We start from the raw sequence: 26,826 nt of genomic DNA, 5'->3' as shown, positions 1-26,826 counted from the left end.
ACGCCGAAGGAGCGCGAGCTATGAGCACGACTGTTGGATTTATCGGACTCGGTCACATGGGTGGCCCGATGGCAGCCAATCTGGTCAAGGCCGGACACAAAGTTGTCGGCTTCGACCTGGCGCCGGCGGCGCTCGAGCAGGCTGTCAAAGACGGTGCATCTGTAGCTGATTCAGCCGCAGATGCAGTGCGCGGCGCGGACGTCGTCATCACGATGCTGCCCAGCGGCAAGCATGTCCTGGGGCTGTACGACGAGTTGCTGCCGATCGCTACACCAGGCACCCTGTTCATCGACTGCTCCACGATCGATGTCGCAGATGCCAAGGTGGCCCACGACAAGGCCGAGGCTGCAGGCCATCGCAGCGTCGACGCACCTGTCTCGGGCGGTGTTGTCGGTGCAACCGCCGGCACCCTCGCCTTCATGGTGGGCGGCTCCGAAGCGGACTTCCAGGCTGCATCCCCGTTGCTGGAGGTGATGGGCCGCAAGGTAGTTCACTGCGGCGACGCCGGAGTCGGTCAGGCCGCGAAGATCTGCAACAACATGATCCTCGGCGTATCGATGATCGCCATCAGTGAAGCGTTTGTTCTCGGCGAGAAGCTGGGCCTGAGCAACCAGGCGCTGTTCGACGTTGCGTCGAACGCATCGGGGCAGTGCTGGGCATTGACCTCCAACTGCCCGGTCCCCGGACCGGTACCCACCACCCCGGCCAACAACGACTACCAGCCAGGCTTCGCTGTCGCACTGATGGACAAGGACCTCGGTTTGGCGGCAAACGCTTTGCGCACCAATGGTGTTGACGGCGAACTCGGACTCAGGGCTGCAGAGCTCTACAGCCGTTTCCATGCCGCGGGCGGTGGCGGCCTGGACTTCTCTGCCATCATCAACGACATCCGTGATCGTTCGACCGAAGGACAGCAGTGACCGACTTCAACACCATCATCCTCGAGCGTAAGGGCCGCGTCGGCGTCATCACGCTCAACCGCCCCAAGGCTCTCAACGCCCTGAACTCCGAGCTGATGAACGAGGTGGTTGCAGCAGTAACCGATCTCGAAGCAGACAACGGCATCGGCGCCATCCTGATCACCGGTTCCGAGCGCGCATTCGCCGCCGGCGCCGATATCAAGGAAATGCAGTCCAAGACCTACATGGACGCCTACACCGAGGACTTCTTCACTCCGTGGGATCGCGTCGCTGCGTCTCGGAAGCCGCTGATCGCTGCTGTCGCCGGATACGCGCTCGGTGGTGGTTGCGAGCTCGCGATGCTCTGCGACTTCATCATTGCCGCCGACACCGCAAAGTTCGGTCAGCCCGAGATCAAGCTCGGTGTCATCCCCGGTATCGGCGGCTCACAGCGTCTTACCCGCGCAGTGGGCAAGGCCAAGGCCATGGAAATGTGCCTGACCGGACGCAATATGGATGCCGAAGAAGCTGAACGTGCAGGCCTCGTGTCGCGGATCGTTCCGGCCGCGGACCTGCTCGACGACGCTCTGAAGACGGCAACGACTATTGCCGAGATGTCCTTGCCGATCGCGATGATGGCCAAGGAAGCAGTCAACCGCTCCTTCGAGTCCTCCCTCGCTGAGGGAGTCCGCTTCGAACGTCGCATCTTCCACTCGACGTTTGCCACGGAAGATCAGAAGGAAGGCATGGCCGCATTCGTGGAGAAGCGGTCAGCTGAGTTCAAACACCGCTAGTCGTGCCCTGATCCTGAAGGATTTCACTCGCTGAGCGAGCGAAATCCTTCAGGATCGTTCACGTTCCGGCCTCGAAATCGCCGGCATCTTTCCGCAATTCAGTGAGGATCGTCACCAACTGGTCGAGCTTGTCCGGTGCCAGACCCGGGTGTGCGAAGACTTTGGCATTGAGCAACTCGGTCGCCTCGAGCGCGAGCGTCCGACCGGCGTCGGTGATTTCGATGAGCGTCGTACGTCGGTCGCTGGGATGCGGTACGCGTCGTACGAGCTTGGCCTTCTCCAACCGGTCGACGGCGTTGGTGACGCTGGTGGGATGAACCTGAAGGCGGGCACTGGCCTTGGTCATCGGAAGTGCGCCCGACCTGGTGAAGGTGAGCAGGGTCAGCAGTTCGTATCGGGCGAATGTCAGTCCGAGGGGTTTGAGTACCTCTTCGACCCGGGCCATCATGATCTGTTGGGCCCGCATCACCGAGGTGACGGCCGCCATACCGTCGGCGACGTCACTCCAACCGTGCTCGGTCCATTGCCGATGCGCCTCTTCGATGGGGTCGAGGGGGAGCGGCGAGGCGGGAGGCATAGGTTCGATCATCCCATGCTTGCCAGGCGCCGACCGCCTTGTCTGATTGTGTGTCGCCGGCGGTTACGTCTGTAGAGTCCACCGAGTGATTTCAATCCTCGTCGCGGGTGGCGTCTCGTTATTCGTCGCTCTGTTCCTGACGCCTTTCCTCATCAAAGTGCTGTCCAAACAGGGGCTCGGACACGAGATCCGCACCGAGGGGCCGCAAAGTCATCAGGGCAAGCGCGGCACCCCGTCGATGGGCGGAATCGCGATCATCGCGGGTATGTGGGCGGGCTATCTGGCAGCTCACGTGATCGGCTTCGGTTCGGTACTGCCGAGGTTCACCGCTTCGGGTTGGCTGGTCCTCGCGTTGGCAACGTCCTTGGGAATCGTCGGATTCCTGGACGATTTCATCAAGATTCGTAAGAAACGCAACCTCGGCTTGAACAAGACCGCGAAGACGGTTGGTCAGCTCGCGAGCGCGATCATTTTCGGTGTGCTGTTTTGCAGTTCTCCAACAACAAGGGCGTCACACCGGGGAGCCAGTACCTTTCGCATGTTCGCGATATCTCGGTGTTCTCGATGGGAACGATCGGGTTCCTGGTCTTCTTCTGCGTGCTTGTCTTCGCCTGGTCCAATGCCGTCAACTTCACCGACGGCCTTGACGGTCTGGCAGCCGGTTCGATGGGCATGATCCTCGGCACCTACGTCGTCATTGCCGGGTGGCAGTACCGGAACTCGTGTGTGCTCGACCCCGTCGCGGGTTGTTACGACGTGCGCGACCCGCTCGATATTGCGATAGTCGCGGCCGCTGCGGGTGGAGCGTGCCTGGGTTTCCTCTGGTGGAATGCCGCGCCCGCGCAGATCTTCATGGGCGATACGGGTTCACTGGCTCTCGGTGGTCTTGTGGTCGGACTATCCGTCACGACCCACACCGAACTACTGATGGTCATCATCGGCGCCCTGTTCGTCGCTGAGATCCTGTCGGTGATCATTCAGGTGTTGGTGTTCCGATCGTCCGGCCGACGCGTATTCAAGATGGCCCCGATACATCATCACTTCGAGTTACTCGGTTGGCCCGAGACAGTGGTGATCGCCAGATTCTGGATCTTTGTCGCCATCTCCTGTGTTCTCGGTTTGGCGACTTTCTACAGCGAATGGTTCGCGGCCGCAGGCTGAGCGGAGTTCAGCGGGAGCCGACGACGAATCAGGTCACCTGCTCCAACGACAAGCGGGGCCGACAGTGTCGGCCCCGCTTGTTTCCGCCTGTATGTCGGCGATTGTTGCTGGCGATCAGCTGCCGGCCGTGAGCTTCTGGAGAAGCTTTACGATCTGCGAAACGATGTCGATGGTTGCGCTGATGGTGTCAAATGAACCCACGATGGTCCTCCGTTTGTGTGATGCCCGACCGTGTGCCGTGCAGGTGCACGCTAGCAAACTGGACAGTCGTTCTGGTGGATATTAACGATTTGGGGTTTTTCGGCGTGGCGAAATCCGAGCAGCGATACAAAACGGGCCGGACTCCGAAGTCCGGCCCGTTTTGTGGTGCGTAGAGATCAGCTGAAGGCGGAGACCGCGGCAATGAGGCTGACGGCAGCCACTCCGAGCTTGAGGACCTTCAAGATGTCGCCGAGTTCGACACCCTCGGGCAATACGTCTTCGACAGACTGCATGTCGCCATTCCTTACGTGTTGGGAATTCGTGGTCCAGTGCCACTGCAAGCAAGATACCTAACAGTCCTCGCTGGCGCGTGCCCGGTGTTCCGGATCACAATTGCGCACAATCGGCAGTTTGTCCAGTGGTTGCGCTGGTCGTGGCCGTAAGTGGATGCCCCATTGACTTCTCCGGGAGGCTATCTATAACGTTCAGTTACACGTAGATGAGGCGAGGAGTCAGGCAGTGTCAGGTTTCGACATCGTGGTCGACAACGGTCTGTGGTTTGACGGAACCGGTGTGCCCGGCCTGCGTCGCAATCTGGGAATCCGGGACGGAGTTGTTGCAGAAGTGTCGACTGACCCGCTTCCTGTTGGGCCCGATACCGAAGTGATCGACGCTGCCGGCAAGTGGGTGCTCCCCGGCTTCGTGGACGTCCACACGCACTACGACGCCGAAGCTCTCGTCAGCCCCGGGTTACCCGAATCTGTCCGACACGGCGTCACGACGGTTGTACTGGGTAACTGCTCGCTGTCCACCGTGTACTCGACTCCGCAGGAATGCGCGGACCTGTTCAGTCGCGTTGAAGCCGTCCCCCACGACGCGGTCCTTCGAATCCTCCAGGAGAAGAAGACGTGGAACGGGCCCGCAGCCTATGCGGCGGCGCTCGACGCGCTTCCCCTCGGACCGAATGTTGCTGTGTTTATCGGTCATTCGGATATTCGCACGCACGTATTGGGTTTGGGGCGAGGCACCGACAAGTCGGTCAAGCCGACCCGCTCGGAACTTGCTCGCATGGGCACCATGCTGGGCGACGCCATCGACGCCGGGATGCTCGGACTCTCCTCGATGACCAATGCGCTCGACAAGATCGACGGCGACGAATACCGTTCCCGCTCATTGCCGTCGACGTACGCAAGGTGGCGGGAATTCCGTTTCCTGAACCGCATCTTGCGTGAGCGCGGCAAGATTCTGCAGAGCGCGCCGACCATCAATCTGCATCCCAATGTTGCGGCGTTCTTTGTGGAAAGCTCGTCCTTCGGACGCAAGAAGCCGCTCAAGACGTCGTTGCTCTCCGGTGCAGACTCCAAGGCATATCCGGTGATCGTCTACTTCATGCTGGCCGCCGCGCCCCTGCTGAACCGTTTTGCCGGAACAGATTTCAGATGGCAGCACCTCCCCGTTCCGTTCACTGTGTATGCCGACGGTATCGATCTGGTGGTGTTCGAGGAGTTCGGTGCCGGAGCGGCAGCGCTACACCTCCAGGATCAGGTGCAGCGAAATGAGTTGCTGCAGGATGAGTCCTACCGTCGAGCGTTCCGCAAGGACTACGACAACAAGTTTTCGCCGCGCATCTGGCACCGAAACTTCTACGACGCCGTCATCGTCGGTTGTCCCGACGAGAGCTTGATCGGCAAGAACTTCGGGGAGGCCGGCGATATTCGTGGCGTGCATCCGGTGGACGCCTATCTCGACCTCGTCGTGAAATACGGTAAGAAGCTTCGTTGGCGCACCACGATCGCCAATCACCGCCCGAAGTATGCCGAGAAACTTGCGGCCAGTTCCGGAGTTCAGATGGGCTTCGGTGACGCCGGCGCGCATTTGCGAAACATGGCGTTCTACAACTACCCCGTGCGACTTCTCAAGCGAGTCAACGATTCTCAGGGAGATCGGAAGCCGTTCCTGACCGTCGAGCGCGCGATCCATCGCCTCACCGGCGAACTCGCGGAGTGGTACGGACTTGATGCCGGGCACCTGCGCAAGGGTGATCGCGCCGACCTCGTTGTCATCGACCCGGCCGGGCTCGACGAGTCGGTGGACGGACTGTTCGAGGCAATAGTTCCCGAATATAACGGCGTCTCACGAATGGTGAATCGTAGCGACGGTGCCGCGGTGGCTACCGTGATCAGTGGCCGGTTGGTGTATCGCGACGGCGCATTCGCCGCAGGATTCGGGATCGAGAAGACCGGCAGGTTTCTGCGGGCCGGTGAGAATGCGCCCGTGATGGAGTCGGTGCGCGCTAGCGTGGCATCATGACCGCAGAAGTTTCGAGGCTCACCACCTACACGCGTTCCGGGCTGACTTTCGACGTTCGGGACGAAGGTCCGATCGACGGCCCGGTTGTTGTTCTGCTCCATGGTTTTCCGCAGGATTCGTCGTCTTGGGATCGTTTGGTGCCGTACCTGCACGCGCGCGGTTATCGCACCGTTGCGCCGGATCAGCGTGGATACTCGCCCGGGGCCCGTCCGAAATCGCGGTGGTCGTATCGAGGATCCGAACTGGCTGCAGACACTGTTGCTTTGATCGATGCCGTGGGCGTCGGAAAAGTGCATCTGGTGGGCCACGATTGGGGCGCCGGAGTTGCTTGGGAGGTCGCGGCGCTGCGACCGGACTTGCTGCGTACGCTGACCGCACTGTCCGTTCCGCATCCATTGGCATTTGTCAGAGCAATGGTGACCAGCACTCAGGGCTTGAAGTCCTGGTACATGGCGGCATTTCAATTGCCGATTCTCCCGGAATGGATCATTTCCAAAACTGTTGTCGGACAGAAAGTCCTGGTAGCCAGTGGGCAAGCATCCGAGCTGGCCCGACGTGATCTGGACGCACTGCGATCGCCCGGGCGGCTACGCGGTGGCCTGAACTGGTATCGCGCCATGTGGATGAGAAATCCGAAACCACGTGCCGTTCGCATCAGCGTTCCGACGCTCCACATCTGGAGCGACAACGACACCGCAATCGGTCCCAAAGGTAGTGAGCTCACGCCGCGATTCGTGGACGGTCCTTACCGTTTCGAAGTTCTTCGCGGCGTGAGCCATTGGATACCCGACGAGGTACCGCAGCAATTGGACCGGTTACTCGCCGAGCATCTGTCGGGCTGACTCGGCGATCAGTACGGCGCCGTCCTCCGGGAGAATGAAACCGCCCGCCACGGCGCGGTTGGTGGCTTCGGTGAACGCCGTCACGTACGCCTCGTGGGTCGGGTACAGGGCAGCCAACGTCGCGGCATCGAACGGAAGGGTTGCGCCGTTGGTGGGGACGTGAACCTTTTCCCCCGTCAGCACGGCCAGTGGTACGTCGAGGTGAGGCGTTCGGACGCCGCCTAGAGCGTTTCCGTGGCGGTCCCGGACTATCGCGTCGTCAGCCGTCGTGATGGGAGGTGCCGATGCCGGGGCAGCGCCGCCCGCTGCCCACTCACGCAGGCCGCGCAGAGCCGCGCAGGAGACGTATCGCTGTGGTCCGTCGTTGACGATGTCGAACAATGCTGCGAGGTTCTTGATGTCGACAAACTGGCGAACATACTGCGGATGAAGGATTTTCAGTGAGTATGCGTCCGAGTGCGCGGTGCCCGCGATTTCCCACGTGCGGATCATGTCGGTGTCGGGCTGACGGGCCGCAACAAAACTGGTGGGGCCGGGTCCGCCGCACAGTTCGAATAGTTCTGTCTCGGTGATCAACTGGAATACAGGAACATCAAGATCGGTGCGTACTCGGGCCGGCGCGGGATCCAGGAGCATCATGCCCTCGCCCAGCGGAGCTCCGATGCCGCCGCGGGCATGGACGATCAAGCCGTCGAAGACTCGGGCGTGAGGCGCAACAGCGTTTGCGTACGTCAGCATTCGGAATCCCGATTGTGACTGTCCGGCCGCAAGGATCTGCGTCGGCACCAGACCGCCCAGCGGATCGACGTCGCCGGGTGAACGTAAGGCTGCGCCGACCTGAGAAAAGATGTCGTAGGAATACCGGTCTCCCGGGTGATCGAGATTCCCGTATCGCTCGGGGTCCCACGTCAGTAGACCGACAACACCGTCGCCGAGAGCACTACCGCCGGTGCTGGTGATCCCGGCAGCTTGCGCGGAAACACCCACCCAGGCATAGCCTCTCGTGATTTCCTCGTTCATGTGCCCGAAGTCGACATCGATGTCGGTGTCGCCGCTGACATTGAGCCACTCGACGAGGACGGTTCCGTTGAACGTGGCGGGGTCCGTCGGCGTGCGCACGATGATTCGTGTTGTGTACGGCGCGTACGACTCTTCCTCGACGTCCCACCGGCCATCGGAAGTCCACGAGTTCGTAGCGATGTACGACGCCGCGTTACCGCTGACGAAGTACTCGTGTTCGACGTAGTCGGCGGCTGAAATATCCAGCGACGTGGATGTGCCGGGGAAGCCGTGGGAACCCCCGACTATCGGCCCTGCGACAGAGATTGATCGGTTGAGGTGCAACGTCATAGTGAGCAGGTCTCCGGGTGTCGGCGTCTGTGTTCGGTTGCCGCCGATCCTGTACCGGCACCCGGGGCCTTGGTGTGGTTTTCCCGCTGTGCGGGACCGAATTACCGCGCTCCGAAGCGCTCCTCGACCTGCTCAGCGGTGAGACCGAACTCCTCGAGCGTGTACTTGTGAGCGGGTTTGCGTGAGCCGGAGCGAGATTCCTCGTGCATCGACTCCATCGACGTTTGTGCTGCGGTAGTCAACGGAATGTCGAAATGCGTGTAGATGTTCTCGACGGTGCCGAGTGGGTCGGTGACAAAATCCTGGTAGTCGACATCGATGAACTGGTCCGGATTGTGATGTGCACGTGCGGCATCGAATTGTTCGAGGCCGCGCGCCCAGAGTTCGAGTTGACTCTCACCGATGACCTTGCCGGTGAAGGTGTTGGACCAGCCGTCGGTGGCCTGTGCTGACAAACTGCACACCGACGGGATGATCGTCGTGGGGGAGCGATGTGTTTGGACGATCAACGCATCAGGGTAGGCGGCCATCAGTTCGTCGAGTGCAAACAGGTGGCTGGGGTTTTTGAGCACCCACCGGCGATCTTGATCGGGGAGACCGATCAGCTGCAGGTTCTTCTTGTGGCGCGCATAGGCATTGGACCATTCCTGCTTCTTCAGCCAATTCGAATACGTGGGCAGGTTGGCCAGGCACTCGTACGACACCGACTTGAAGGTCTGGCGTAGCAGTTGCCAGCATTCCTCGACTTCGCTCGCCGACATGTAGTGCACGCCCATGAACTCGGGATGCTCCACATGGTGCTGGCCGAACGTTTCCTCGATCTTCGAGTACACGGGATTCGTTTCCCACGTATCGCGCGGCGGACGAGGCTGGGGAAACTCGGTCAACCACATCTCGAGACCCTGGTGCGCCGGATCGACCGTCAAGAGGCGGTGCAGTGCAGTGGTTCCGGTGCGAGGCAACCCGGTGACGAAGATCGGCCGTTCGATCTTCACGTCCGCATGCTCGGGATGTTGTTTCCAGGCAGATTCGCTGAGCAACCGTGCAACGAGTGCGCCGCGCAGGAACACACGAGAGATCTTGCTGCCGAAGGGCGTCAGGTCTTCGTCGCGGTCGTACGATTCGAGGAGAACCGACAGCGCCTCGGTGTAATCGTCGACGCCGAAATCGGTGAGCCCGGTCATCTTGGTCGCGGACGCGTGCAGATCTTCGACGGTTCCGACGTGTGTGCGTTCAGACATGGTGCTCCTAGTGGTGGAATTCGCCGCAGTTGACATCAAGGCACTGCCCGGTGACAGCACTGGCCAGAGGTGACGCCAGGAAGATTGCCGCATCGGACACTTCGTCCATCGTCGGGAGGCGTTTGAGGTCGGTGTTCGAAGCGGTGTGCTCGTAGATTTGATCAACGGTCATGCCGAATTTTTCGGCCTGATGCGCGAAGTAGCCCTTGAGTGTGTCGCCCCAAATGTAGCCCGGAGCAACCGAATTGACGCGGATTCCCTGGGGGCCGAGTTCTGTGGCCAGTGACTGCGACATCGCAAGCAGAGCCGACTTCGCCATCTTGTAGCTGCCGTACCGCTCCTGAGAGTGCCGGAGCACCATCGAATTGATGTTCACAACCGAGCCTTTCGACTCGGCCAGTGCCGGTGTGAAGAGTTGGGTCAGCCGAAGTGCCCCGAGCACGGTGAGTTCGATGCTGTCGCGGATGTGCTGGTAGTCGGTGCGTGCCAACGGTTTCATCGACGGCACCGAGAAGGCGTTGTTGACGAGGGTGTCGACCTTGCCGTAGGCGGCGATCGATTCTGCGACCAGATTCTCCACGGATTCCTGATCGGTGATGTCGGTGGCCACGGTTACGGCGCGTCCGCCGGCATCGACGATTTCCTTTGCCACGTCGTCCAATCGCGACTGTGTGCGTGCAGCGAGAACCAGGCTTGCACCGGATTCCGCGCAGCGTAGAGCCAGCGAACGGCCGAGCGCGGGCCCTACCCCGGAAATGACAACTACCTGGTCCTTGAGCAGTTCGGTCATGATTACCCCAGCATTCGGTTGTCGATGGCGGACTGGCGCAGCGCAATTCGCGCTGCCCATTCTTCGGGCGTGATTTTGTTGGTGGCGAAATGCGGCAAGTGCTTCTCGACGTCGGCGATGTCCACGATCTCGACGCTGGGACCGTCTTGAGGAGTGAGTTCGCGCGATACCCGCTGCCAGCGGAACTGCAGGATTCCGCGCGGATGGCCGACGGTTTCGATCCAGTTGGTAATGCCGGGATTCTTCTCGCTCACCACCATTCGGACCATCCCGTCCGGATCTACCTGGGCCTGACCATTGTTGAGGGAGGTCTGGTGGTTGATGTAGTCGAGTGAGATGTACCAGACGCTTCCGAGTTGGAAACCGAGGTACGGCGCATCGGATGCGGGGACGGTGATGATCATCGCCTGGTCGTCGGTCAGTTCGTAGTGCCCCACCGAGGAGTACTGCGTCGCGAGGCCTCCGGGCGTCAGGCGTGGTTCGGTCATCGTGTTGACCGGAAGCTTCATGTAGAACCACTCGGGGAACTGGAGCCAGGTCTTGACCCGGGTGACCAGGGCCTTGCCGGCGCGGGCAAAGCGCTTCTCGGTTTCTTCCGGGGTCAAGGGCGCCGGCGCTGTTCCGATGGCATCGGTGCGTTCGATACGGATGATTCCGCGTTGCTGGCTCCAGTCGCTGTAGACCTCACGAACGACGAGTTGCGAGGACCCGGGGGCCAGCGTGAAGTAATTTGAGCGGCCGTCGGCAGGGCCGGGTCCGAACCAGGCAACAAACGTGCCGTCGTCTTTGATCTCCAGTTTGCGATCGTCGAAAGCGATCTCGCTGCCGGGAACATTGGAATTGGTGTAGTTGCCGCTGAGCACCTGGAAACTCAGATCGGCTGTGGTGCCGCGCGTTCCGGTGACCTTGTATTCCTTGTCATCGTTGATTCGGGCGCCGAAGTACAGCGTATCCGGGTTGTCGAGGCCCATTTTCGTGAACGGGCCGGTGCCCTGGATGAAGCTCGGATGGGTCTTCTCGGAAGCCCAGGCTGCGTGCATGGTGGCAAGAATTCCGCCGGCCAGGTACTCGTAGCCTTCCAAGAGATCCTGTTCGGATCTGATGTGCGGCGCAGTCTCGATCAGTTTTTCGGCCTCGGCGATCGCCTGGGCAAACGGGTCCGTCAGCACGCTGGCTCCTCACAGTTCCGGCAGTGTTGCCGGCCCAGAGCGTCATGGTACAAATATGTACCTATGGGGTAGATGTTTATGAACCGACAATAGAACGCGTTCTAGGGAGTGGTCAATGGGTGAACCCGAGAAGGTCCGTTCTGCGGGACGTCAGTCCCCGCCGACCGAACGCGTCGTGCAGGTTCTCGACTATCTCGTCGCCCGCACTGAGCAGCGTTTCGGATTGTCGGAACTGGCCCGAGCGCTCGAGATCAGCAAGCCGACCTGTCTGGGCATCCTGACGGTCCTGACGGATCGTGGTTACCTCGCGCGGGATGAAGCGCTCAAGACCTACGGGTTGGGTCCGGCGCTGATCGCAGCCGGCCGCGCCGCTCAGCGCGGGTTTGCCGTGGGTCCGATCGCCCGCGCTCACCTGCAGAAGTTGAGTGCCGAATTCGGGACTACGTGTACGGCGTCGGCGGTGGTCGGAGACCGGATCAGGGTTCTCGAGGTCACCGGCCCCGAGCGGATACGCGTTGCGGCCCGGGTTGGCCAGGTTTATCCCTTCGCCCCACCGGTCGGGTTGATGTACGTGCTGTGGGGTTCCGACGACGACCTCGAGAACTGGCTCGGCAAGGAACCCAGCCTTCCGGTTCGACTCGATCGTGAGCGCCTGTGGAGCGTGGTCCGGGAATGTCGCGGCGCGGGATACCTTGTCGAGAGTCTCGATCCGATCGGGCAGCGTCTGCATACATTGATGGCAGGCGTTGCGACGCACGATCTTCCGCCGGAAGTGCGGGAGTTGCTCGGTGAAATGGTGTCGAGTTTGGGGGAGCGGGTGTACCTCGGCCGGGACATCAGTTCGGACGACGAGCATCCGGTTTCCCTGATCGCGGCTCCGACCTACGACGCCGAGGGGCATCAGGCGTTGGTGTTGACGCTGTACGTCGGTGGAGCGATCTCGGGCGCCGAAATTGTACGACGAGCGACAGCGCTGGTGGAGGCCGCCGATGCGGTGACCGCAGAAGTGGGTGGAAGAAGTCCGGCTCGCAACCATTGACCTCGAGTAGAACGCGTTCTATTCTGTGAATGCGTTCAATTTAGAACCAGTGCGGTACAAAAATGTACCGAAGCGGAATTGGTGATCCGCGCAGGGGTTCTCGATGCTCAGGAGCTGAAGAGATGGCAACACTCCAATCCCCGCCCGCGTACGAGTTATCGCATCTGCGGGCGCTCGAGGCCGAGGCAGTCCACATTTTTCGTGAGGTCGCGGCAACGTTCGAGAAGCCCGTACTCCTGTTCTCCGGCGGCAAGGATTCCGTTGTCATGCTGGCTGTCGCGGCCAAGGCATTCTGGCCCGCGCCCTTGCCGTTTGCCGTCATGCATGTCGATACCGGTCACAATTTCGACGAAGTCATCGAATTCCGTGATCGCACCGTAGACCGGTTCGGTCTACGGATGGTCGTCTCCAGCGTGCAGGACGATATCGACGCCGGCCGGGTTGCCGAAGACACCGGGGTTGGCGCCAGCCGAAATCGCCTGCAAACACACGCACTGTTGCGCGGAATTCGTGACGGGAAGTTTGACGCCGTGTTCGGCGGAGCTCGACGCGACGAAGAAAAAGCGCGCGCAAAAGAACGCGTTTTCAGCTTCCGAGACGAGTTCGGTCAATGGGACCCCAAGGTGCAACGGCCCGAACTGTGGAACCTGTACAACGGCAAACACCGTAAGGGCGAGCACATTCGGATATTCCCGCTCTCCAACTGGACCGAACTCGACATCTGGCAGTACATCGAGAGCGAGATGATCGACCTCCCGAACATCTACTACGCCCATCGGAGGGAAGTGGTACCGCGCGACGGAATGCTGTTGGCGCGCACACGCTTTCTCGAGTTGCGTGAGGGCGAAGAATCCTACGAAGCACTGGTGCGTTTTCGGACCGTCGGCGACGCCACGTGTACCGGCTGTGTGGAATCGTCCGCCGAAACAGCGGCAGCAGTTGTCGAAGAAGTAGCAGCCAGTCGAATCACCGAACGCGGAGCAACGCGCGCTGACGACCGAATCTCCGAAGCCGGTATGGAAGATCGTAAGAAAGAGGGGTACTTCTGATGCCGCAACTCCTCCGAGTCGCCACGGCCGGCAGCGTCGACGACGGTAAGTCGACGCTCATCGGCCGGCTGCTCTACGACTCCAAGTCGATCTTCGAAGATCAACTCGAAGCAGTCGAACGGACAAGTCGTGAACGCGGCGACGAGTACGCCAACCTGGCACTGCTCACCGACGGTTTGCGTGCCGAGCGCGAACAGGGCATCACTATCGATGTGGCACACCGTTACTTCGCGACCCCGCACCGCAAATTCATCATTGCGGATACTCCGGGGCATGAGCAGTACACCCGCAACATGGTGACCGGTGCGTCGACGGCCGACCTGGCACTCATCCTGGTGGACGCTCGCAAAGGTGTCCTGGAACAAACGCGTCGACATGCGTTCTTGTCAACGCTTCTCGGGATCCCGCACCTTGTGCTGTGTGTGAACAAGATGGATCTGGTCGGCTGGTCGCAGGAACGATTCGAGGAGATCAAGGAAGAGTTCCGTCAGTTCGCGATCAAGCTCGACGTGCACGATCTGTCCTTCATTCCGGTGTCGGCACTGTTGGGGGACAACATCGTTGCGCGTACCGAGAACATGGACTGGTACGACGGCCCGTCACTGCTGCACCACCTCGAGCAGGTGCACATCGCGTCGGATCGCAACCTCATCGACGCACGTTTTCCGGTGCAATACGTCATCCGTCCGCAGAATCAGACCGATGCCGACCTCCACGATTTTCGTGGATACGCGGGAACCGTCGCCAGTGGCGTTTTCAAGCCCGGTGACGAAGTAGTTGTTCTCCCTTCCGGTTTCACATCGACGGTGAAGGCAGTGCACGGTCCCGGTGGAACGGTGATCGAGGAGGCTTTTGCGCCGTCGGCGGTCTGTATCGAACTGGCCGACAATCTCGACGTCAGTCGCGGCGATCAGCTCTGCCGACTCAACAATCGGCCGCAGGTCGGCCAGGAGATCGATGCGATGATCTGCTGGCTCACCGAGCAGACCACGCTGTCCGAGAACAATCGATACTCGTTGCTGCACACCACTCGTTCCACCAAAGCGCAGATCGTTCGGCTGGACTACCGCCTCGACGTCAACACCCTGCACCGCGACGAGAGCGCGGAATCGCTGTCTCTCAACGAGATCGGTCGTATCTCGATCAAAACGCAGCAGCCGTTGATGTTCGACCCCTACCGTCGAAATCGAGTCACCGGCAGTTTCATTCTCGTCGACGAGACCACCGGCAACACCGTCGCGGCCGGCATGATCAACGGACCGACGCTCAAGGAATCGCGCGTCGTCTGGCACAGTTCCGAAGTCTCTCGCGACGAACGCGCAACTCAGGGTGCAACTGTGTGGCTGACGGGGTTGTCTGCGTCCGGCAAGTCCACCATTGCCGTCGAACTCGAGCGTCGACTGGTCGCGGCCGGTATCCCGGCCTACCGACTCGACGGTGACAACCTTCGACACGGACTCAACGCAGATTTGGGATTCGGCGCCGCCGATCGCGCCGAAAACGTTCGCCGAGTCGGCTCGGTGGCGCAGATGTTCGCCGATTCCGGAGCCGTAGCGGTGGCCTGCCTGATCAGCCCGTACCGCGAGGACCGTGATCGAGTGCGTGCCGCTCACGAAGCGGCCGGGCTGAGGTTTATCGAGGTGTACGTCGATACTCCGATCGAACAGTGCGAGGCCCGCGATCCCAAGGGCATGTATGCCAAGGCTCGGGCCGGTGAGATCACCGGATTCACCGGCGTCGACGATCCCTACGAGGTTCCGGAGCGGGCCGAACTGATTGTTCGTCCGGAGAACGGAACGCCTACCGAAATTGCCCTGCGGATTATGGAAGTGTTGGACCGGTGAGCGAAACAACCCCCAGCGGATCCACTGACGCCGAGTTGGCGGCGCAATTGGCCGAGGTCGCGGGCGCGATCCTCCTCGAGATTCGAGCCGAAGGCCTCGGAATCGTCGACGGTCGGGAACTGGGCCGGCGCGGAGACAAAGCTGCCGACGCCTACATCCTGGACAGGCTCGCTGAACTTCGCCCCGATGATGCTGTCCTGTCCGAAGAATCTGCCGACGATCGCACCAGACTGGAAGCGTCCCGAGTCTGGATCATCGACCCGCTCGACGGATCCAAAGAGTACGGACTACCTGGTCATACGGATTGGGCTGTGCACGTGGCACTCTGGGAGCGCGGTCAGGAAATTACCGCGGCAGCTGTCTCTCAACCGACGCTCGGAGAGGTGTATTCCAGCGGCGACAGCTTCGCTGACGTTCCCCCCAACTCACCGCTCCGAATCGTGGTCAGTGGCTCGAGGCCGCCGGCATTTACCGACGACGTGGCAGCAGAACTCGGTGCAGAAGTCATCCCGATGGGCTCGGCCGGAGCAAAGGCGATGGCCGTCGTTCGCGGCGACGTCGACGCCTATCTGCACGCCGGCGGGCAGTGGGAATGGGACTCGGCGGCGCCGGTCGGCGTCGCTGCGGCAGCGGGCCTGCATTGCAGTCGCATCGACGGTTCGCCCCTGCGCTACAACGAATCCCACCCCTACCTACCGGATCTCGTGATCTGCCGACCGGAGTTGGCCGAGACGATTCTGAGCGCGATTGCCAAGCACTCCAACGAATCGGCAGTCAGTGGGCGCGTCGCGATGGCACGCGAATACGTCAACGCACTTCTCACTCACGACGCAACCAAAGTTCGCTTTGCGCCCGACGCGTGGCGCGTCGAAAACGGGGAGCGCACCGGAGACACCGGCGCATTCATCAGTGACGAACTCGAAAACGGTCAGCAGTACCGCGGAATCATCGCGATACGTGAACTCACACTGCGTGAGTGGGGCGAAAGCGTCGTAGCGCGGTATCTGCTCGATCTCGGGACTCCCGGACAGCCGCCTGCCGTCACGGTGTTCGTCACCGAGTATTTCGGTATTCCGGCCGGCGAGATTCAATCCATCTTGGCCATCATCGAACCCCACCCGAACGACGAGGAAACACAATGACATCCGAGCTCGTAACACCCGAGAACTTGATCACAGAATTCTGTGCACTCTGGACCGACGCGGACGTCGCCAAAATTATCGAGTACTTCACTGAAGATGCTGTCTACCATAATATTCCGATGGAACCGGTGTCCGGAAAGGAAGCGATCAAGGCCTTTATCGAAGGATTTATCTTGGCCTTCGGTGGTATCGACTTCCAGGTCAAGCGACAGGTCGCCAGCGGCGATGTCGTGATGAACGAGCGTGTCGACGTCTTCACCATCAACGGCGCCGAGGTGGCGTTGCCGGTGATGGGTGTCTTCGAAGTTCGAGACCGAAAGATCAGCGCCTGGCGCGACTACTTCGACATGGCGCCGATCACGGCGGCAGCCGGCCAGGGCTGATTTACTCACCTATTCCGCGACAATGCGGTGTGGGTAGTCCTCCGAGCGATGCTGGAATCGCGTGATAGCCGGGTTCACGATGACACCATCCCGGATTTCGATTGCCTTCTCGATGGTTTCGTCCTCTTTCCAGCCCGTCGGCCCGGCCATGACGCCCGGCAGGTAGGGCAGAAGCGATTCGCTGATCTCCCACGATGAGGAGTTCCACAGGTACGACGGGCTGTGGTCGACGCCGTAGTAGGTGATGTTGTCGCCGACGATGAAGGTCGGTTCCGCGAACGAAGTGGGACGGGCCCAGCTGAACCCCATCCCTTCGTCGCAGGACACATCCACGATCAAGCTGCCCGGCTGGAAGTCCATCAAGTCTTCTTCGGTCAGGAACGTCAGCGGTGAATCCGTGTTCTGCAGTACGCAGTTGACGACGATGTCGTGTTCGGCCAGAAATCCGGGGACCGGCACGCTGTGATTGTCGAGCATCACGTGGCTACCTCGAACGTCACCGGTCTCGTTGTCGAAGGACACCATTCGAGCCGAGTGGATGGGGGAGCCGACGGCAGTGACGCCGCGCTGCGTCAATACGTCGACCTCGTGGATTCCGTGGGCCTTGAGCGCAGTCACGGCGCCTCGTGCGGTGGCCCCGAAGCCGATGACGGCGGCCGTGAGTCGCCGTCCGTAGTCTCCGGTGGAGCCGATCAACTGCAGTGCGTGGAGAACCGAGCAGTAGCCCGCCAGTTCGTTGTTCTTATGGAAAACATGCAGATTGAACGAGCCGTCGCTGTGCCAGTGATTCATCGCCTCGAAAGCGATGAGGGTCAGCTTCTTGTCGATCGCGATCTGCGTCAACTCGGTGTCCTGAACGCAATGCGGCCAGCCCCACAGCACCTGCTCGGAACGGAGGTCGGTGAGGTCGCGCACCACTGGCTTCGGGAGGAGAACGATATCGGTTTCAGCCAAAATCTGTTTCCGCGTGCGGATTCCGGCAACAAGACGCGACAAGTAGTCGTCGGAGTATCCGAAGCGATGGCCGTAGCCCTCTTCGAGGTAGATCCGCGAGCGAAGTTCAGCGTCGATGCGATCGAAATGCGCAGGGTGAATCGGCAACCGGCGTTCTGCCGGTTTGCTTGATTGCCCGATGACTCCAAGGGTACGTACGTTGTTCAATTGTAAATCTCTCGATAGGTGCAGGTAGAGATCTCAGACCGGAGCCTGAATGAACTGCAGAATGCAGAAGCGCTGGCAGAATGCCGGGACCAGGACTGTCAACTGAGTGCTGGGTGCGCTGCTGTCGAACACCGGCGGCATCAGAAAGCGCGCCGGTACGCCCTGAGCCTAGTCCCGTTCAGCGTTTACCCTGGCGGCCGGGCGAAGGTTCTGTGAAAAAAGGTTCAGCCGCGCCGGAGAAATCCGGCGCGGCTGAACGTCAGTGGAGAGGCTAACGGGTGGCGGACCCGAGAGCCTTGTCGAAATCTTCGCTGTTTGCCCGCGAACCGAGGATCATGGCCAGGCGCACCAGCAGGCCTTCTCGGTCGGCCGGTTCCGCAGTGTCGAGAGCGTCGGAGAGAGACAACCACACATGCTCTCGGCGGGCCTCGTCGCCAACTGCCTCGGACGTCACGGAGGCGGTCGCTTCGAGCTGCGTCGGAGCAGTTCCGGCGGTGAGATGCTTGGCAACGTCGATCAACTGCGCGGGATCGCTGATCCGGCACAGCACCAGGCCGTCGGGCCGGATCACGAAGATTTCGCCATCCCCGGCACCGAGCGATGAGGCGAGATCGCCACGAGTGTCAGGGATCGCCCCGTGAGTTCCGCCCACGGTCGTCACCTGCACCGTTTCCGGTGCAAGAGCGTGAGCGAACTCAGCAGCGTGTCTGTCGAGTTCGGATGCTTGCTCGGCGGACATACCGAAGGCCAACACTCCGAATCCCGAGCCGCGCAGGCGATTCAGCGACGTTTTCGACAGTCCATCCGTAGTGCGGACTTCGACGATTCGATCCTCGAGCGGATCGCCGGGGAGTACGCCCTGCGTGCCCGGGGCCGTGGGCCACGTCAGCGGTGAGAGGTGCGCATGGGTGGCACTCGACTGCCGAGGATTGATCAGATGCGCGAATTCGCCTCGGGTAGTCGCAAGTTCGAGTACGGCATCGCGGGTGGTCCGGTATCCGTGGCTGCCGGGAGACATGATGAGTGTCGACTTGCCGGCGTTGTCGACGTTCTGCTGCCAGGCGCTCCGACGCTCCGTCGAATATGCCTGCAGGAGAGTGGTATCAGCTTGTCCGTTGATGACAGCGGCCAGTTGCCACGCCAGGGTCTCGGCGTCTTCCATTCCGGAGTTGAGTCCGCGAACTCCGAAGATCGGAACCAGATGCGCTGCATCCCCGGCGAACAGTACGGGGCCGTGGGTGAAATCTTCCAGTGCCAGCGCGTGGGCGCGGTAGAAGCCGAACCACTCCAGGGTCCACGGAATATCGCTCTGGAGCCATTCGAGGTGGCGGGTGATGCGATCGCGAATGCGCTCTTCCGCTGTCTCGTCCGCGGGATCGTCGGACGCGTCGAGTTGGTAGTCGATCCGCCAGATGTCACGAGGTTGCCGATGCATGATGATGGTCGAGCCAGGGTTGCTGGGAGCGTCGAACCAGACCAGGCGCTCGGCGGGAAGTTCCGACTCCCAATGGATATCTGCGATGACGTAATTACCTTCGTAACTGTTGCCCTGCAAGCGGATTCCGCTCAGTTCGCGCATCGTGCTGCGGCCGCCGTCGGCAGCGACAACCCAGGCGGCGCGCAGTTCGCGAGCGCCGAAGGCCGTGTCGACCGTCAAGGTCACCTCGTCGTCACTACGTGAGATACCGGCGATCGACGACGACCAGTGGAACGTGACCAGAGGATGCGCGAGCAATGTGTCGGTCATGATCTGTTCGAACTCGGACTGCGACACGTTGACCATGGGGCCACGGGCGTCGTGCTCACCACTGGCCATACGGAAGTGCAGCACTTCCTGATCGCGGTAGTAGCTTCGGCCTCCCACCCACGGCAAAACGATGTCTTCGAGTTCTGCACCGAACCCGAGGCGCTCGGCAACTTCGAGGCTGTGTCGGGAGACGCAGATCGCGCGGCTACCGAACGACACCTGATCTGCTGCTTCGAGAATCGTGACCGGTATGCCGCGCGCGGCCAGGCCCAGGGCAACGCCCATACCCACGGGGCCTGCGCCGACGATGACAACCGGGAGGGCATCCGCCGACGGGGACAGGGAGCTGAAGTCCTCGGGAGCGTACTTCTTCGGATGAAAGTAGGTCGACATGATCACGAGGCTTTCTGTGCGGCGGAAGGTTCGGGGAGCAGCAGAATCGACACCAGGCTGATCACTGCAATCACGACGAAGTAGACGGTGATGGCAAACGATGTGTCGAATGCGGCGAAGAGGGCGGTGGCGATCATCGGTGCGAGGCCGCCGCCGAGGATCGCGCCGATCTGGTAGCCGAGGGACGCGCCGCTGTACCGGATGTGGGCGGGAAACAGTTCGGCGAACAGAGCGGCCTGTGGGCCGGCGCAACAGCCGAGCGTGAATCCGAGGGCAATCATCGAGATCAGCATCACCGGGATGACAGCGGTGTCTATGAGCGGGAAGAACACCGCTGCGGCAACTACCAGCGCGATGGAGCTACGGATATAGACGGTTCGCCGTCCGAGGGTGTCGGACTTGTGGGCGCTGAATGCCATGCCCGCCATCCAGAACGGGCACGAAGCGATGAGCAGGAACAGCATGGTGGTCTTGCTGAATCCGAGTTCCTTCTCGCCGTACTTGAGGACGTAGACCATGTACGCGTACGCAATTCCGTTGGTGGCGATGAAGGTTCCACCGGCCAACAGGACGGTCTTCCAATGTTTCGTCAGCACCTCGAGAATCGGCATCGAGTCGGCGGGAGCATCGGTCTTGGACGCCGTGAACTCCTCGCTCTCTTCGAGGCCGAGGCGGATCCACATGGCGACGCCGACCAGAACAGCGCTGAGTAGGAACGGGATTCGCCAGCCCCAGGAGTTGAACGTCGCGTCGTCCATGAAAGCGGCAAGGGGAAGGTAAACGAGGTTTGCCACCAGAACACCGGCAGGAACGCCGATCTGCGGAGCGCTGCCGTAGAGCCCCTTCTTTCCCTCCGGTGCGTTCTCGGTTGCGACCAGCACCGCCCCACCCCACTCGCCGCCCACACCAAGCCCCTGGATGAAGCGAAGCGTCACCAGCAAGATCGGCGCGAACACTCCGATCGAGGCGTAGTTGGGGAGCAAGCCGATAGCGACGGTTGCGCAACCCATCAACATGAGGGAGGTGACAAGCATGGACTTGCGTCCGATGCGATCGCCGAAATGACCCATCACGATTCCGCCGATGGGGCGCGCGATGAAACCGACTGCGAGTGTCGCGAATGCTGCCAAGGTTCCGGCGAGATCGGACGTGCCGGGGAAGAACTGCTTGCCCAGAACCAAGGCGGCAGCAGTGCCGTAGATGAAGAAGTCGTACCACTCGATGGCGGTGCCGACAAAGCTGCCGAGGGCAGCCTTGCGCGCCTTGGCTGTCGCGGCGGCGGTGCGCGAGCTAGGCGGCGAGGCGATGGAGGTCATGAAATGCCTTTCGAGATGAATGTGGCTTGAAGACACAATGACCTGCACCACAACACTTGAAAAGCGGAAGAATCGATGGTTATTCCACGGAAATTCTGCATTAGTTAGAAAGTGCCTGATAAGAGGGGTTAGTCCATTCTCCCGGATTGTGAAACGAATTCTATAAATGCTCGAGCGACGCGGCTCAGTCGTGCGTCCTGATGCCACGCGAGCACGACGTTCACCGACGGGACCACCGGGGATCCGATTGTTTTGACAACCACTTCGAGGCCCTCGTAGGTGACGTCGAGGCTGGGGCGCTGTAGTAGCAGCGTCCATCCGAGTCCTCGGCCGACAAACGCCCGAGCTGTCTCGAAGTTCGCAGTTCGGTAGGCAACGTCCGGGACGAAACCGCCGGCACGGCAGACATCGAGCGCGTGTTTTGTACTCGGGGGTGCGTCGAGCAGCACCATCGGGAACTCGGCAAGCTCAGGTAGGTGAATCTGCCGATCGGATGCCGCCAGGGGGTGTTCGGCGCCCAGGACGATCAGCGGTTCGCGGGTCGACAACGGAAGCATACGGAGTTCCGTAGACAGGTCCAGGTCGTAGACGATCGCGAGATCCAGTTCGCCGTTTTCCAGCTGTGCCTGCAGGCGATTCTGGGTGTCTTCGCGGAACTCCACTGCGGTGGCGGGATATTCACGAGTGAACCCAGCGATCATCGACGGCAGCACTGTCGGCCCCAAAGCCGGGTAGCAGCCGATAGCGATGGGTCCTGAAATTGTTCCGCTTGTGCCGAGTGCATCGGACTCGAGCTCACCGGCTTGTTTCAGCAATGCTCGAGCCCGTAGGAGGACGAATTCCCCTGTGGGCGTGAGTTGTACACCGAATGCCCGGCGGCGGACGCAGAGTTGAACCTTGAGTGCACGTTCGAGTTCCGTGATGGACGCAGACATCGCCGAGGGCGACAGGTGCATGCGTTCGGCGGCAGCGCTGATGGTTCCGGTCTCGGCTACCGCGACAAACGCAGCAAGCTGACGGATCGTGTACGTGGGGGCTGGGTCAACTCGCGGCATGACAGTAGACGTTAGTCGTCATTGTGTGGCACCGGGACTGCACTGCAGGTCGAGCTAGTGCTCTGACCTGCGCTGTCGTGGTGCCCCCGGCAGGATTCGAACCTGCGACCTTTCGCTCCGGAGGCGAACGCTCTATCCCCTGAGCTACGGGGGCGCACCGAAATTTCGGTGTGCCGATTGGGCTGGGTTAGCGTAGCGCATCACACCCGTGCAAGACCAAACCGGGGCATCGAACAAGGACATTCGCACTGACTCGGGCGCGATTTCCGCATAGGCTCGGCGGCGGACACAGGTTCGGGCGGACTGCTCGAGCACCATTGTGAGCTACGGGAGTCGTTGATGACCGATCGCTGTTATTCCGAAGATCAACTCGCACTCGACCTCAGGTGGTGGGCGGCCGCGAATTATCTGACCGTCGCGCAGATCTATCTCCAAGACAACACCTTGCTGCGAGAGCCCTTGCAAGCGAAGCACATCAAGCCGCGACTGCTCGGCCACTGGGGAACCAGCCCGGGCCTGTCGATGATCTACGCGTTGCTCAACCGGCACATAGCCACCACCAGCTCGGACTGGTTGTACGTGACCGGGCCCGGTCACGGTGGACCCGCATTGATCGCGTCGACGTACCTCGAAGGGACGTATTCGGAGATCTATCCCGAAGTGTCCGCCGACGCCGACGGTATCCACCGCATGTGCCGACGATTCTCGGCGCCGGGCGGAGTTCCCAGCCACGTCAGCGTGCAGACTCCGGGAAGTATCCACGAGGGCGGCGAGTTGGGGTACGCACTGGCACATGCGGCCGGGGCGGCATTCGACCACCCGGACCTGCTGGTGGCCTGCGTTATCGGTGACGGTGAAGCCGAGACCGGTCCACTGTCGGGATCATGGAAGCTTCCGGCATTTCTCAATCCCCGACGCGATGGTGCGGTGCTGCCCATCCTGCACGTGAACGGTGCCAAGATCGCCGGGCCGACGGTGTACGGACGCAGTAGCGACGAAGACATCAAGGCATATCTGAGCGGCCAGGGCTGGGATCCCGTCGTCGTATCCGGAGACGACCCGGCGAAGGTCTTCCCGGAGATGTACGACGCGATAACCAAGGCACACGACAAGATTCGTGAGATGCAGCTATCGGCGCGCGCCGGCGAAGAGTGGCACGGCGCTTGGCCTGCAATCGTATTACGCACTCCCAAAGGGTGGAGCGGCCCGCACGCCGTCGACGGGAAGTTGGTGGAGGGCACCCACTGGGCGCATCAGGTTCCGTTGTCCGGAGTGCGAACCGATGAGGCGCATCTGCGGCAACTCGAGGAGTGGATGCGCTCCTACCGTCCCGACGAGTTGTTCGACGCGAACGGATCGTTGATTCCCGAACTTGCCGCGCTGGCGCCGGTCGGAGACAAGCGGATGGGCAGTACGCCCTACGCCAACGGTGGACGACTACGCGTCGAATTGCCGATGCCGGCACTCGAGAAGTACGCGCTACCCATCGAATCGCCGGGTTCGACGTTCTACGAGACCACGAGGGTGCTCGGCGAACTATTGCGGGACATCTACGCCGCCACCGAAACCGACGACGGCGGCGGAATCTTCCGGTTGTTCTGTCCAGACGAAACTGCGAGCAACAGGCTTGGTGCGGTATTCGAGACAACCGAGCGGTGCTGGCAGTTGCCGATCACCGAGTACGACGACGGGCTCTCTGCCGACGGCCGGGTCATGGAAATTCTCAGTGAGCATCTCTGTGAGGGCTGGCTCGAGGGATATCTGCTGTCGGGGCGGCACGGAATGTTCGCCAGTTACGAGGCCTTCGCGATGGTGAGCGTCTCGATGCTGATCCAGCACGCCAAGTGGCTCCAGCATGCCGTCGACCTGCCGTGGCGCGCGCCGGTGGCTTCGCTCAACGTACTGCTCACCAGTACGTGCTGGCGCAACGATCACAACGGTTTCAGTCACCAAGGCCCCGGGATGATCGACGCCGTGATTCCCTTGGCGCCCAGCGTGATCCGGGTATGGCTGCCGCCGGACTCCAATACGCTGCTCTCGATTTCGGATCACGCTCTGCGCAGCACGAACCACGTGAATGTGATCGTCGTGGACAAACAGCCGCATCTGCAGTACCTGACGCTCGAGCAGGCGCACGCGCATTGTGCCGCGGGCGCGTCGGTCTGGGATTGGGCCGGAACGGAAGTTGCCGGGCAGGAACCCGATGTGGTGTTGGCAGCAGCGGGAGACGTTCCGACACAAGAGATTCTGGCCGCCGCCCAGCTGCTTCGCGAAGGAACGCCGGACCTGTCGGTGCGGGTTGTCAACGTGGTTGATCTCATGGGTTTACTGACGCCGACCGAACATCCGCACGGATTCGGTGAGCAGTCGTTCCGGGACTTGTTCACGGCCGAGACGGACGTGGTGTTCGCCTTCCACGGCTACGCCCGGGCAGTCCATCAACTCCTCCACGGACGACCTTCTCCGGAGCGGTTCCATGTCCGCGGATTCAGTGAACAGGGAACCACGACAACGCCGTTCGACATGGTAGTTCTCAACAAGATGAGCCGTTACCACCTGGTCATCGAGGCGCTGAGACGATCCAAGCGTCGGACCGCCGGGGCGTCGGAGTTGGTCGAGTTTTGCCGGGCTCAACTGGACAAGCATTCGCGCTACATCGTGGAGCATCTCGAGGACATGCCGGAGATAGAAAACTGGACCTGGTCCTGACCACAGTCAGGGCCAGGCCCAGTTCGATTCGAATTGTTGCCGGTTAGTTCATCGGCAGGGGAGCGGCTCCGCGAGCAGCCAGCATGCTGGTCAGCAAAGTGGACTCGCTTTCCTGTGTATTCACCATCGTCGTGGACAAGGCCTTCACCGGATCGGTGGTGGCGTTAGCTGCGGCGTACTCCATCATCGGAAGCCCGCCTTGGTGATGACGCAACATCAACTGGAGAAACAGTGTGTCCAACTCGGGGCCGGATGCAGCATTCAACGCCGCCAGATCCGCGGAAGACGCCATGCCGGGCATCGTGGTCGCCGGGCCGGAAGGATCCATCGTCATCGTCGTAGACGCTCCGTGCGAATCGTGTCCGGAGGACGAATCGGAGGTCATCCACTCCATATACGGGCCGACTGTGGAAATCGGTTCGTCCCACATCGTCAACCACGCCTGCATTTGGCCGATCTGGTTCTGCTGAGTGGTCAAGATGTCGTACGCCACCGTGCGCACTTCGTTGTCTGTGGACTTCGTCAACGCGGTGGACGCCATTTCGACGGCCTGGCCGTGATGGACGAGCATGTCCTGAGCAAAGCCGACATCCACCGAGTCCGATGCCGGAACGGTGAGTGAGGACTTCGCGTCGGGACCCAACAGGTTGGTGAACGCGCCCAGAGCGAAACCGATGGCGATGGCGCCGATGAGACCGATGATCAGTAGCGCGGTGCGCTGACTCGGCTTCGACGAGCGGTCGGTGTCAGGCTGACTATCCACCTGCGGGAACCTGCTCGTCGGTGGCCGGTGTGGTGCCGGTGCCGTCCATCGGAACCGCGTCGGGGCCCGGAGGTGTGGGGTCGAACGGCGACGTTTCCGCGGTGAACAGCGGGTTCGTGCAGCTTGCACCGACCTCGGGGTAGACGTTCGGGTTCAGCTTCAGAGCGGTGATGAACTGGTCTATGCGCTTGTCGTCAGCATCGTCGATTTCGAGGCGGTGACCCCAGGACTGCAGCGAAATGGGGCTGCTCTGGCCGGGGTACGGCGACATCAGCATGTAGCCCTTGCTGTTCTCGACCCGCTTGGCGAGGCTGTCGATCTGGCTCTGGTCGACGCTGTCCGGGTTGTACGAGATCCAGATCGCACCGTGCTCGAGCGAGTGAACAGCGTTTTCGGTACGGATCGCCGACGCGTAAACAGTGCCCGTGCAGTTTGCCCAGGTGGCGTCGTGCGGGCCACCGAACGGCGGGCTCTGGTCGTACGCGACGCGCTGCGTGGCTTCGACGTGCTGGCCGGCGGGGTACTCGATCTTGAGAACACCGTCGATGTTGTCGGACGGATCCTTGTTCTCGGAGCTGTACTTGTACGGCTCGAGGGCTTGCTTGTCTTCGACCTTCGGCCACAGGTTGATGCCGAGCACGGCAATCAGCCCGACAACGGCCACACCGGCACCGATCGACAGCCACGGAACCTGGCGAGGCGCGGGAACGCCGCCCTTGCCCTTCTTGGCCGGGCTTCCGCCTCGTTTGGCAGCCTTGATCGCTTTGGCTGATTTGGCCCCGGAATTGTTCTTGGGACCGTGACTATCGGAACCGCTTGGCATCGATTGGGCTCTTTCGGTGTGTGGGCAAATGTGCAGCATGCCCTCCCACCGGATGTACTCGGCGGTAG

General features: G+C 61.3%; 21 protein-coding genes, 1 tRNA gene and 1 pseudogene. 11 read left to right on the top strand and 12 right to left on the bottom strand.

Annotation, left to right across the window (positions count from 1 at the left end):
• Positions 1–20: 20 nt before the first annotated feature.
• Both mmsB and BDB13_RS24430 read left to right on the top strand, forming a co-directional pair.
• Positions 21–920 (top strand): 3-hydroxyisobutyrate dehydrogenase, encoded by a 900-nt coding sequence (gene mmsB, locus BDB13_RS24435; protein ID WP_094274078.1) that lies wholly within the window; start codon positions 21–23, stop codon positions 918–920.
• Entirely contained in the window at positions 917–1,693 is a 777-nt protein-coding gene (locus BDB13_RS24430) for an enoyl-CoA hydratase (protein ID WP_094274077.1), read from the top strand. The genes mmsB and BDB13_RS24430 overlap by 4 nt, the downstream gene beginning before the upstream one ends.
• A gap of 58 nt (positions 1,694–1,751) precedes the next feature.
• Here BDB13_RS24430 and BDB13_RS24425 read toward each other — a convergent pair whose 3' ends face one another.
• On the bottom strand, positions 1,752–2,270 hold the full coding sequence (locus BDB13_RS24425) for a MarR family winged helix-turn-helix transcriptional regulator (protein WP_094274076.1): 519 nt from the start codon (positions 2,268–2,270) through the stop codon (positions 1,752–1,754).
• Between the two features lie 85 nt (positions 2,271–2,355).
• Between BDB13_RS24425 and mraY the strand changes: the two are divergent.
• From mraY to BDB13_RS24410, 3 genes and pseudogenes are all read left to right on the top strand, one after another.
• Positions 2,356–3,431 (top strand): annotated as a pseudogene (mraY, locus tag BDB13_RS24420) (phospho-N-acetylmuramoyl-pentapeptide-transferase).
• A 720-nt stretch (positions 3,432–4,151) separates the two neighbouring features.
• On the top strand, positions 4,152–5,942 hold the full coding sequence (locus tag BDB13_RS24415; protein WP_094274075.1) for an N-acyl-D-amino-acid deacylase family protein: 1,791 nt from the start codon (positions 4,152–4,154) through the stop codon (positions 5,940–5,942).
• Positions 5,939–6,784: an alpha/beta fold hydrolase gene (locus BDB13_RS24410; RefSeq protein ID WP_094274074.1), complete on the top strand. Its 846-nt coding sequence runs from the start codon at positions 5,939–5,941 to the stop codon at positions 6,782–6,784. Before BDB13_RS24415 ends, BDB13_RS24410 begins: the two co-directional genes overlap by 4 nt.
• Here BDB13_RS24410 and BDB13_RS24405 read toward each other — a convergent pair.
• From BDB13_RS24405 to BDB13_RS24390, 4 genes are all read right to left on the bottom strand, one after another.
• A complete protein-coding gene (locus tag BDB13_RS24405) occupies positions 6,758–8,134 on the bottom strand; it encodes an alpha/beta hydrolase domain-containing protein (RefSeq protein WP_094274073.1) in 1,377 nt (458 codons plus the stop codon). The genes BDB13_RS24410 and BDB13_RS24405 overlap by 27 nt on opposite strands.
• 101 nt (positions 8,135–8,235) lie before the next feature.
• Entirely contained in the window at positions 8,236–9,375 is a 1,140-nt protein-coding gene (locus BDB13_RS24400; protein ID WP_094274072.1) for a sulfotransferase family protein, read from the bottom strand.
• 7 nt (positions 9,376–9,382) lie between these two features.
• Positions 9,383–10,165: an SDR family oxidoreductase gene (locus BDB13_RS24395; protein ID WP_094274071.1), complete on the bottom strand. Its 783-nt coding sequence runs from the start codon at positions 10,163–10,165 to the stop codon at positions 9,383–9,385.
• 2 nt (positions 10,166–10,167) lie between these two features.
• On the bottom strand, positions 10,168–11,334 hold the full coding sequence (locus BDB13_RS24390; protein WP_094274070.1) for a hypothetical protein: 1,167 nt from the start codon (positions 11,332–11,334) through the stop codon (positions 10,168–10,170).
• Between the two features lie 115 nt (positions 11,335–11,449).
• Between BDB13_RS24390 and BDB13_RS24385 the strand changes: the two genes are divergently transcribed.
• The 5 genes from BDB13_RS24385 (at position 11,450) to BDB13_RS24365 (ending at position 16,791) form a co-directional block, all read left to right on the top strand.
• Positions 11,450–12,373 carry an IclR family transcriptional regulator gene (locus BDB13_RS24385; RefSeq protein WP_094274069.1) on the top strand — a complete coding sequence of 308 codons (924 nt, stop codon included), beginning with the start codon at positions 11,450–11,452 and terminating at the stop codon, positions 12,371–12,373.
• 122 nt (positions 12,374–12,495) lie between these two features.
• On the top strand, positions 12,496–13,422 hold the full coding sequence (gene cysD / locus BDB13_RS24380; protein ID WP_094274068.1) for a sulfate adenylyltransferase subunit CysD: 927 nt from the start codon (positions 12,496–12,498) through the stop codon (positions 13,420–13,422).
• Positions 13,422–15,266, top strand: a complete 1,845-nt coding sequence (gene cysC, locus BDB13_RS24375; RefSeq protein ID WP_094274067.1) for an adenylyl-sulfate kinase — start codon at positions 13,422–13,424, stop codon at positions 15,264–15,266. The genes cysD and cysC overlap by 1 nt, the downstream gene beginning before the upstream one ends.
• Entirely contained in the window at positions 15,263–16,408 is a 1,146-nt protein-coding gene (locus BDB13_RS24370) for a 3'(2'),5'-bisphosphate nucleotidase CysQ (RefSeq protein ID WP_094274066.1), read from the top strand. Before cysC ends, BDB13_RS24370 begins: the two co-directional genes overlap by 4 nt.
• Complete coding sequence (locus BDB13_RS24365; RefSeq protein ID WP_094274065.1) at positions 16,405–16,791, top strand: nuclear transport factor 2 family protein; 387 nt, start codon at positions 16,405–16,407, stop codon at positions 16,789–16,791. The genes BDB13_RS24370 and BDB13_RS24365 overlap by 4 nt, the downstream gene beginning before the upstream one ends.
• A gap of 9 nt (positions 16,792–16,800) precedes the next feature.
• Here the strand turns inward: BDB13_RS24365 and BDB13_RS24360 are convergent, their stop codons facing one another.
• From BDB13_RS24360 to BDB13_RS24340, 5 genes are all read right to left on the bottom strand, one after another.
• Complete coding sequence (locus tag BDB13_RS24360; RefSeq protein WP_094274064.1) at positions 16,801–17,952, bottom strand: N(5)-(carboxyethyl)ornithine synthase; 1,152 nt, start codon at positions 17,950–17,952, stop codon at positions 16,801–16,803.
• Positions 17,953–18,223: 271 nt separating this feature from the next.
• Positions 18,224–20,092, bottom strand: a complete 1,869-nt coding sequence (locus tag BDB13_RS24355; protein WP_094275169.1) for an FAD-dependent monooxygenase — start codon at positions 20,090–20,092, stop codon at positions 18,224–18,226.
• Positions 20,093–20,094: 2 nt separating this feature from the next.
• On the bottom strand, positions 20,095–21,408 hold the full coding sequence (locus BDB13_RS24350) for an MFS transporter (RefSeq protein WP_094275170.1): 1,314 nt from the start codon (positions 21,406–21,408) through the stop codon (positions 20,095–20,097).
• 128 nt (positions 21,409–21,536) lie between these two features.
• Positions 21,537–22,463: a LysR substrate-binding domain-containing protein gene (locus tag BDB13_RS24345; RefSeq protein WP_094274063.1), complete on the bottom strand. Its 927-nt coding sequence runs from the start codon at positions 22,461–22,463 to the stop codon at positions 21,537–21,539.
• 78 nt (positions 22,464–22,541) lie between these two features.
• Positions 22,542–22,617 (bottom strand) — tRNA-Arg (locus BDB13_RS24340).
• A 185-nt stretch (positions 22,618–22,802) separates the two neighbouring features.
• On the opposite strand from BDB13_RS24340, the gene BDB13_RS24335 reads away from it, so the two are divergent.
• A complete protein-coding gene (locus tag BDB13_RS24335) occupies positions 22,803–25,172 on the top strand; it encodes a phosphoketolase family protein (protein ID WP_094274062.1) in 2,370 nt (789 codons plus the stop codon).
• 43 nt (positions 25,173–25,215) lie between these two features.
• Here the strand turns inward: BDB13_RS24335 and BDB13_RS24330 are convergent, their stop codons facing one another.
• Positions 25,216–25,935: a DUF305 domain-containing protein gene (locus tag BDB13_RS24330; RefSeq protein WP_094274061.1), complete on the bottom strand. Its 720-nt coding sequence runs from the start codon at positions 25,933–25,935 to the stop codon at positions 25,216–25,218.
• Positions 25,928–26,758 (bottom strand): DUF3105 domain-containing protein, encoded by an 831-nt coding sequence (locus BDB13_RS24325; protein WP_094274060.1) that lies wholly within the window; start codon positions 26,756–26,758, stop codon positions 25,928–25,930. The genes BDB13_RS24330 and BDB13_RS24325 overlap by 8 nt, the downstream gene beginning before the upstream one ends.
• Positions 26,759–26,826: the final 68 nt, after the last annotated feature.

Origin of the sequence: Rhodococcus sp. OK302 (assembly GCF_002245895.1) — a bacterium.
Taxonomy (GTDB): Bacteria; Actinomycetota; Actinomycetes; order Mycobacteriales; family Mycobacteriaceae; genus Rhodococcus_F.
The sequence above is the reverse complement of the archived record's forward strand: the minus strand, read 5'-3'. Positions and strand labels throughout refer to the sequence as shown.

Bases quoted from the DNA above. Each gene is read 5' to 3' on its own strand.
- mmsB (WP_094274078.1), top strand. From the start codon at position 21: ATGAGCACGACTGTTGGATTTATCGGACTCGGTCACATGGGTGGCCCG.
- BDB13_RS24425 (WP_094274076.1), bottom strand. From the start codon at position 2,270: ATGCCTCCCGCCTCGCCGCTCCCCCTCGACCCCATCGAAGAGGCGCAT.
- BDB13_RS24410 (WP_094274074.1), top strand. From the start codon at position 5,939: ATGACCGCAGAAGTTTCGAGGCTCACCACCTACACGCGTTCCGGGCTG.
- BDB13_RS24405 (WP_094274073.1), bottom strand. From the start codon at position 8,134: ATGACGTTGCACCTCAACCGATCAATCTCTGTCGCAGGGCCGATAGTC.
- BDB13_RS24400 (WP_094274072.1), bottom strand. From the start codon at position 9,375: ATGTCTGAACGCACACACGTCGGAACCGTCGAAGATCTGCACGCGTCC.
- BDB13_RS24395 (WP_094274071.1), bottom strand. From the start codon at position 10,165: ATGACCGAACTGCTCAAGGACCAGGTAGTTGTCATTTCCGGGGTAGGG.
- BDB13_RS24385 (WP_094274069.1), top strand. From the start codon at position 11,450: ATGGGTGAACCCGAGAAGGTCCGTTCTGCGGGACGTCAGTCCCCGCCG.
- cysD (WP_094274068.1), top strand. From the start codon at position 12,496: ATGGCAACACTCCAATCCCCGCCCGCGTACGAGTTATCGCATCTGCGG.
- cysC (WP_094274067.1), top strand. From the start codon at position 13,422: ATGCCGCAACTCCTCCGAGTCGCCACGGCCGGCAGCGTCGACGACGGT.
- BDB13_RS24365 (WP_094274065.1), top strand. From the start codon at position 16,405: ATGACATCCGAGCTCGTAACACCCGAGAACTTGATCACAGAATTCTGT.
- BDB13_RS24355 (WP_094275169.1), bottom strand. From the start codon at position 20,092: ATGTCGACCTACTTTCATCCGAAGAAGTACGCTCCCGAGGACTTCAGC.
- BDB13_RS24350 (WP_094275170.1), bottom strand. From the start codon at position 21,408: ATGACCTCCATCGCCTCGCCGCCTAGCTCGCGCACCGCCGCCGCGACA.
- BDB13_RS24345 (WP_094274063.1), bottom strand. From the start codon at position 22,463: ATGCCGCGAGTTGACCCAGCCCCCACGTACACGATCCGTCAGCTTGCT.
- BDB13_RS24335 (WP_094274062.1), top strand. From the start codon at position 22,803: ATGACCGATCGCTGTTATTCCGAAGATCAACTCGCACTCGACCTCAGG.
- BDB13_RS24325 (WP_094274060.1), bottom strand. From the start codon at position 26,758: ATGCCAAGCGGTTCCGATAGTCACGGTCCCAAGAACAATTCCGGGGCC.